The organism is Paenibacillus sp. FJAT-26967, assembly GCF_001541095.1.
In the GTDB taxonomy this organism is placed as follows: Bacteria; Bacillota; Bacilli; order Paenibacillales; family NBRC-103111; genus Paenibacillus_F.
Map to the genome: position 1 here is coordinate 306,015 of NZ_LMXH01000001.1, position 6,401 is coordinate 312,415.

At 39.1% G+C, this 6,401-nt stretch carries 8 protein-coding genes; 7 read left to right on the plus strand and 1 reads right to left on the minus strand.

Going from position 1 to position 6,401, the window contains the following annotated elements; genetic code table 11:
• The 4 genes from AR333_RS25115 to AR333_RS01375 form a co-directional block, all read left to right on the plus strand.
• Positions 1 to 1,189, plus strand: a 1,189-nt coding sequence (locus AR333_RS25115) for an RHS repeat domain-containing protein (protein WP_216638955.1), incomplete at its 5' end; no start/stop codon positions are given.
• A 14-nt stretch (positions 1,190 to 1,203) separates the two neighbouring features.
• Positions 1,204 to 1,491 (plus strand): magnesium and cobalt transport protein CorA, encoded by a 288-nt coding sequence (locus AR333_RS01365; RefSeq protein WP_068773562.1) that lies wholly within the window; start codon positions 1,204 to 1,206, stop codon positions 1,489 to 1,491.
• 312 nt (positions 1,492 to 1,803) lie between these two features.
• A complete protein-coding gene (locus AR333_RS01370) occupies positions 1,804 to 2,418 on the plus strand; it encodes a helix-turn-helix transcriptional regulator (RefSeq protein ID WP_068773563.1) in 615 nt (204 codons plus the stop codon).
• Between the two features lie 94 nt (positions 2,419 to 2,512).
• A complete protein-coding gene (locus tag AR333_RS01375) occupies positions 2,513 to 3,436 on the plus strand; it encodes a hypothetical protein (RefSeq protein ID WP_068773564.1) in 924 nt (307 codons plus the stop codon).
• A gap of 310 nt (positions 3,437 to 3,746) precedes the next feature.
• On the opposite strand, the gene AR333_RS01380 is transcribed toward AR333_RS01375, so the two are convergent.
• On the minus strand, positions 3,747 to 3,956 hold the full coding sequence (locus AR333_RS01380; RefSeq protein ID WP_068773565.1) for a helix-turn-helix transcriptional regulator: 210 nt from the start codon (positions 3,954 to 3,956) through the stop codon (positions 3,747 to 3,749).
• A gap of 190 nt (positions 3,957 to 4,146) precedes the next feature.
• Between AR333_RS01380 and AR333_RS01385 the strand changes: the two genes are divergently transcribed.
• The 3 genes from AR333_RS01385 to AR333_RS01395 all read left to right on the plus strand — a co-directional run.
• Positions 4,147 to 4,923: a recombinase family protein gene (locus tag AR333_RS01385; protein WP_068773566.1), complete on the plus strand. Its 777-nt coding sequence runs from the start codon at positions 4,147 to 4,149 to the stop codon at positions 4,921 to 4,923.
• Complete coding sequence (locus AR333_RS01390; RefSeq protein WP_068773567.1) at positions 4,923 to 5,144, plus strand: hypothetical protein; 222 nt, start codon at positions 4,923 to 4,925, stop codon at positions 5,142 to 5,144. The genes AR333_RS01385 and AR333_RS01390 overlap by 1 nt, the downstream gene beginning before the upstream one ends.
• A gap of 210 nt (positions 5,145 to 5,354) precedes the next feature.
• A partial coding sequence (locus AR333_RS01395; RefSeq protein ID WP_084783437.1) for an IS110 family transposase occupies positions 5,355 to 6,401 on the plus strand: 1,047 nt, incomplete at its 3' end.

Here is a 6,401-nt window from a genome sequence, read left to right on the forward strand (position 1 = left end):
ACAGCTGGACGGATCAAGCCATGTGAACTACAAGTACAATGGCGATAACCTGCTGACAGAGCGGACAGAGAACGGAATTACAACCCGTTATTATTATGATGGCGATCAGATGATTGCCGAAGGCACAGTTACCAATGGGGTGGCCGCTCATAAAGCCAGCTACCTGCGTGGGAATCAATTGGTAGCCCGGGTTGATGCAACGGGCAGTAAAGCGTACTATGTTCATAACGGACATGGAGATGTCGTAGAACTCAGAGATGCAAACGGGAATGTAGTTAATCAGTACGCCTATGATCTATGGGGCAATCCAACCACAATACTCAAAGGAGTAGACAATCCGTTCCTTTATAGCGGGGAGTACTGGGATGAAAGTGTGAAGCTTCAGTACCTTCGTGCCCGCTGGTACGATCCGAGTATGGGGCGGTTTATTAATGAGGATACGTATGAAGGGCAGTTGGATAATCCGCTGAGTTTGAATTTGTATACGTATGTGGAGAATAATCCTCTAAAATTTGTTGATCCTAGTGGGCATGCTCAGCAAGCTGTTGATAATAGTGGTGGTGGAAGTTTATTTGACACAAGTTGGATACCTTGGAATTTGAAAATTGCTGCAAACTGGACGATCAATGAAATGAAATGGATGTGGCAAGCGGCTACTACTCAAGGTGAGAGGAATTACTGGGGGAATCAAGCTGATAGTTTAAGAAGTGGCCTTAGGGAAAAAGGATATTCTAATAGTGAGATAATGCAATCTAGTGACGATACAATTTCAAGAGAAAATGTATACCGAATATCTAGGGAAGCACATCCATTTTTAGCGTTTATTGAAGATTTTGTGGGGGCAGCTCTTGATTATCCAGGTGAAGCTGCAACAATTAAGTTTGCTTCTTCATTTTATGCTGCTCGAGTGGGGAAAAAATTTGAGAAAGAATTAAATTTTACTACAACTACAACCAAACGAATGGAACAAGCTGGAAGGTATGTGCCAATCCAAACATTAAAATCGGCTATTAGGTTTGGACAAGAGATGCCTGATCCACAAGGAACCTCAGCCAAAATGTACTACACTGTTATGTATAAAAATCAAAAAGAATATAATTTAGAAGTTCTGTATAATAAAAGTACAAACACTGTTCTCCACTTTATGTATACTAGAGACTCATTAGGCCCTTTACAATCTAAAAAATAGAAGGAGGTTAGCGTGTGAATCGGACCCCAAAGGAACGTTTGTATTGGTTATTACTTCTTTATAAAAATAGTCAAATTGATGCTGAAACATTTTGTAATGAATTTCATATAACTTTTGATCATGATTTGAATGAACATTTATCCGATATAGAATATACTCTATTTAAAGAGATATCTGTAGTATCAGCTAGATACTCTGGATTCGAAGAAGATCATTTGAAATACCCAGGAGTGTATTTTACATCCATTGATGTAGATAAGGCTGTCAAAAAAGCAAATTTAGAACTTAATTTAAACAATTAATTAAATATCGAGGGAAAGCACTATGTAGGGATGCCATTGCGAGGAGTTGAAAAGTAACTACCATTTGTTTCATAATACGATTAATTGGCGTTTCTCATTTTTTATCATTGTTCCCCTATTAATTTGGAATTTAATTAATAAATAAAGCAGAAAGATAGGCCCAGGTATACACTGAGTACTTTCAACAACCGCATAATTTATACGGGATACCCACAAGCGAAGGTTTTCGTTTGTGGGTATTTTAATTCAAACCACTTGACTTAACAATGTTAAATGGTTATAGTTAATTTAACAAAGTTAAGGAGTTGGGTTATGTTTGGTCTTAAATACATTCTGGAAACCTATCATATGTCGAATGCGGATTTAGCAAATAAGCTTGGGATTAATCGAGCGAATATTTCTATGTGGCTTAAAAACAAGGAGATTCCTGCTGTTCGTATCCAGGAATTGAAAAAAATCTTTCCTCAAATCCCAGAGCCATTATTCAACAAAGAACTAAAAAAATCGGAGCAATTGTCTATCCAACAAATCTATTTTACTGTAACGGATCAGTTTGAGTCGGTTCAATCTCTCCATATTGATTCAGAAACAGGGCAAGAAATTTGGTTCACCGAAACCGTAAGCGAAAATGAGGGATTTATCAGGTTTCTTGAACATGAACATGAAAAAGTTAGCTTACTGGAAAAATATGAAACGTTGATCGAGGACAATGACACGGGGAACAGCAGAATAAACTTGTTAGAAGAATTCGCTGCTATTGTCCAGCGAAATGAATCAAGGTCACTTGAACTGCTGGACATGGTTTTTTACTATCTCCAAGATAAGCACAAGTCCGATTTTGATCCTGTATTTTGGAATGTTGGGGAGCAAAGTGAATCCTATAAAGAATTTCACAGCTTTCTGGAAAAGCATAAATTCATCGGCTAATGTCCGTAAAAGAGGTGGATGTTAGCAAGCATTCTTATAACATGTCTAATCTCATCTAAAATTTTAGAAGTTATTTAACTCAAGGGGGAATTGAATGTTCGATACGATAGTCATGAAAGCCAGTTACGTTTCTATAGCTTTTGAAAATTGGAATAGCTTAAAGCCCATTATTAAAACTTATTTGGATGAAGAAATGGGATTACGCAGACGTTCGTTTGTTCTGCATGATGAGAAGATTCCCTATATCACCTACAAGGAATGGAGTCAAAGCTTAATTGTTCAAGTCTCTATTCCTAAATTTCTTTATGGTAACAACGTCATGCTTCTGCATGAGAAAGACATCTCTGTATTTTTCCAACGTTTACACGAGAGGTTATTCGAATTATTCGGGGTACCTCTTCGGCCTGAAGATTGGTATTTATATCATAACAGGCTGGATGTCTGCTGGAATTTTGCAGTAGATGGACAAATCGACGACTATTTAAACCGATTAAGTAGGCTTCAACTTTCATTCAAGAAGACTGTGGTTACGGGGTATTTGGAGACGGTAGCTTTTAAAAACAAGAGCAGCCAGATTATTTTTTACAATAAACAAAAAGAAGTTGTACATGGAAAAGAAAGTAAAGAGATCATAGAGCAAGCGGATGGGCTGCTTCGGATGGAGATACGTCCAAGTCATCATGATTGGACAAAGTTTTCGAGACGTAAGCGAGTAATTGATCTTCTAAAGATCGATGTTTTTACGGAGATAACCCGAAAAGTTATGAAGCAAATCATTTTCCCGAATGAGGCAGATGGGATTAATCTTGCTTGGTTAAAATCGCAGTCGTACAAAATTTCTCAGATAGAGACTGTGCTTGGTTTCCAAGTGCTTCATCAAAAGCTGCCAGAAGGCGTATTAAAACAATTTTATACAGCCGCTACATATGCCAATCGGAAAAATTTAGTCAAGGGCATTCCTCTTCCAAGGAAACAAGAGAAGCTTGAATTACATATAGATTATGCCAAATTGGGTTAAGAAGTGGTTTGCCCGGATCGTTTTGTTACGATGCGATAGCGATACAAATCGGACGAAAAAAAGGTAAAAATCCAGCAAGAATAAGCTTTTGCGATACCAACGACGATGGATTGTAAAATGGGAGGAATGACGAGTTATAGAGAAGAAAAGAATGAAACAAGGAGATAAGCACCACTTTTCTCGATAAAGAGCTTTAAAATGGTCTCTATTATCAGGGGGGGGATTTACATCAAGTAAACAAATCTAGTTCACCTTGGTCCCCTAAGCTCTTCTGGAAATAGGGATAGGTTAGGGGGAAGGCGGTAGGACTTTATTCCTCTTGCTGGGAAACGATTAATTCACTGATATCAATTTGCAGTGCCTCGCAGATTTGCTCCAATGTCCGAATGTACACACGATCTACCTGTTCAGAACAAAGGTGATTGATGGTTGCTACTCGCATATTCATGGATAGTGCAAACTGCCTTTGTGAAATACCTCGTTCAGCAAGGATTTCTCTTAGACGAATTTTAATAATCATTGTAAACCTCCGTACTGATTCCTGTTAAGCGTCATCCTATTTATATTCTTCAATATAGCATATAACAAGTAGAAAAGCATTGAACTATACTCTTAAAAGTAATATAATAACTTACAGAAGTATAACTCTTAAGAGTTTAAACTCTAAAGGGTAACGGTAATTAAAATTTCTGTAACGGAGGAGTAATTCAATGAAAGTTATCGGCTATTTAAGAGTCTCAACATCAGGTCAGGCTAAAGATGGTTACAGTTTGTCTTATCAGCAAGATGAAATCGAATCATTTTGTCGGGAGCAAGGTTGGGAGCTGCTGCATGTATTTTCTGACGAAGGAATTAGCGGTGCTAAAGTAGACGAAAGTGCATTCGAAGTAGATCGGGAAGGATTTCAAGATATGCTCTCCTTTCTTTCCACTCAGAGCATTCATCATGTAGTTGTTTTGAATACAAACCGCTTATGGAGAAGCGATATCGTCAAAGTATTGATACATAGAGAATTCAAGAAATTTAGTGTCGATGTAAAATCTATTGAACAGCCTACCTACAGCATTTATAAAAAGGACCCATCGGATTTCTTAATTAACGGATTAATAGAGCTACTGGATGCCTACCAGCGCTTAGAGATTGCTATGAAACTTGGCAAGGGAAGAAACAGGAAGGCAAAGGAAGGCGGGTATGCAGGAGGACGGGCAACTTTCGGTTATAAGGCGACGAAAGGCTCGAAAATTCTAGAGATTGATGAACGGCAAGCCGCGATTGTACAGCGTGTATTTGCATTAAAAGATAAGAATCCGTCTGTAAGTTTGGCATCTATAGCCGAGCAACTGAACCTTGACAATTACAAAACTCATGAAGGCAAACTTTTTACCAAGGTACAAGTGAAGCGTATTTTGGATCGAAGAGATTTCTATAGTGGAATCTATCAATATGCTTATATCGAAGCTGTCGGTAAGCATCCAGCGATTCTTTAATGGCTATGGACGAATCGTTAATTATGGAAGAGCAGAGATTGAGGAAACAAATTGAAACGATAGAAGCTTGTCAGATGGCGGTATTTGAGGTCATCAGGCAATATGAAGATAGCACTTTTAAACTCATGCAGGAAGAGATTGTGCTCGCCATACACGCCATTGGAATGGATCTACAGACTGAACTGCTCCATGTCCGATTTACCCAAGCAAGGCAACATTAAATAATGGTTACACAGTGGAAAGCTTTTATAAAGTGAAAGGTATTGCTTGCGTATAAATGCAGCACAGACTGCTTGAAATGAGGGTGCAAGCCTTCTCTTTATTATACCTTTTCATGGGTAACAACAAACTATAGGAGGAATAGAAGACTGAACTATTTACTAGAAGAGGATGCGTTTGAAGAAAGAAGACTGAATCATATTTTTGTAGGTGTGGATTTACATAAAAGGCATCATACCGCCGTTTTTTTGAACGGATTCAAACGTAAATTAGGCGAAATCAAATTTGATAATCGGCCCAGTGCGTTTCCTGAATTAATAAAAGCAGCCAGTAAGTACTCCAAGGGTAAGGGGATCGTTTACGGGTTAGAGGACACGGGGGGCTATGGAAGATCGCTAGCCGCTTTCCTGGTGGATTACAAACAAGAGGTGAAAGAGGTTAATCCTTCTCTGGCAAGCGCAATAAGAAAAGCAAATCCCATTATTCATAAGTCTGATTCCTGGGATGCTGAGTGCGTGGGCTATGTGCTGGTTGATCAATTGGAGAAGTTGCCGGATGCCAATCCTATCGACCACTACTGGGCGATTAGCCAATTGGTTACATCAAGAAATTCAATTGTCCGTGAACATATCACACTGTTAAATCAATTTCATGTACAAATCTCACATCATTATCCAAGTTACAAGAAATTTTTCAGCCAGATAGATGGGAAAACGGCCCTTGCATTTTTCGAGCGATATCCGGCTCCTCATCATGTAATTGGAATCTCGGTAGAAGAATTAAGGTTATTCCTGCTAAAGCCGAGTAACTACGCTTGTTCCTTCAAAACGGCAGAAAAAATCTTGAAACTGATTCTTTCGGATGGAGCAACCAAACGAGACTATCAGGAAGAACGAGATTGCATCATCCAAAGCACCATTAGGCGAATCCAGTCATGTAAGAACGAATTGGAATCTCATGAACAAAGGTTAGCAATGCTGCTTCCACAAACAGGCTATAGGCTAGAAACTATGTATGGCATTGACACGGTAACGGCAGCTAACTTCATTGCGGAGATTGGGGCCATTTCACGATTTAGCAGCAGTGACAAATTAGCCCGCTACGCAGGTATTGCTCCTGTTGTAATCGGCTCAGGAGATAAACATACCAATCACAAGTGTGGACAAGGAAACAGGCAATTGCATCAGCTTTTCTACCAGCTTGCCTGTCGGCAGATCGGGGTGAAGAGAGGAAGCAAGCAGCCGAACCATCCCCAATTC

Excerpts from the sequence above, each read along its gene's own strand:
- AR333_RS01370 (WP_068773563.1), top strand. The coding sequence starts at position 1,804 with ATGTTTGGTCTTAAATACATTCTGGAAACCTATCATATGTCGAATGCG.
- AR333_RS01375 (WP_068773564.1), top strand. The coding sequence starts at position 2,513 with ATGTTCGATACGATAGTCATGAAAGCCAGTTACGTTTCTATAGCTTTT.
- AR333_RS01380 (WP_068773565.1), bottom strand. The coding sequence starts at position 3,956 with ATGATTATTAAAATTCGTCTAAGAGAAATCCTTGCTGAACGAGGTATT.
- AR333_RS01385 (WP_068773566.1), top strand. The coding sequence starts at position 4,147 with ATGAAAGTTATCGGCTATTTAAGAGTCTCAACATCAGGTCAGGCTAAA.
- AR333_RS01390 (WP_068773567.1), top strand. The coding sequence starts at position 4,923 with ATGGCTATGGACGAATCGTTAATTATGGAAGAGCAGAGATTGAGGAAA.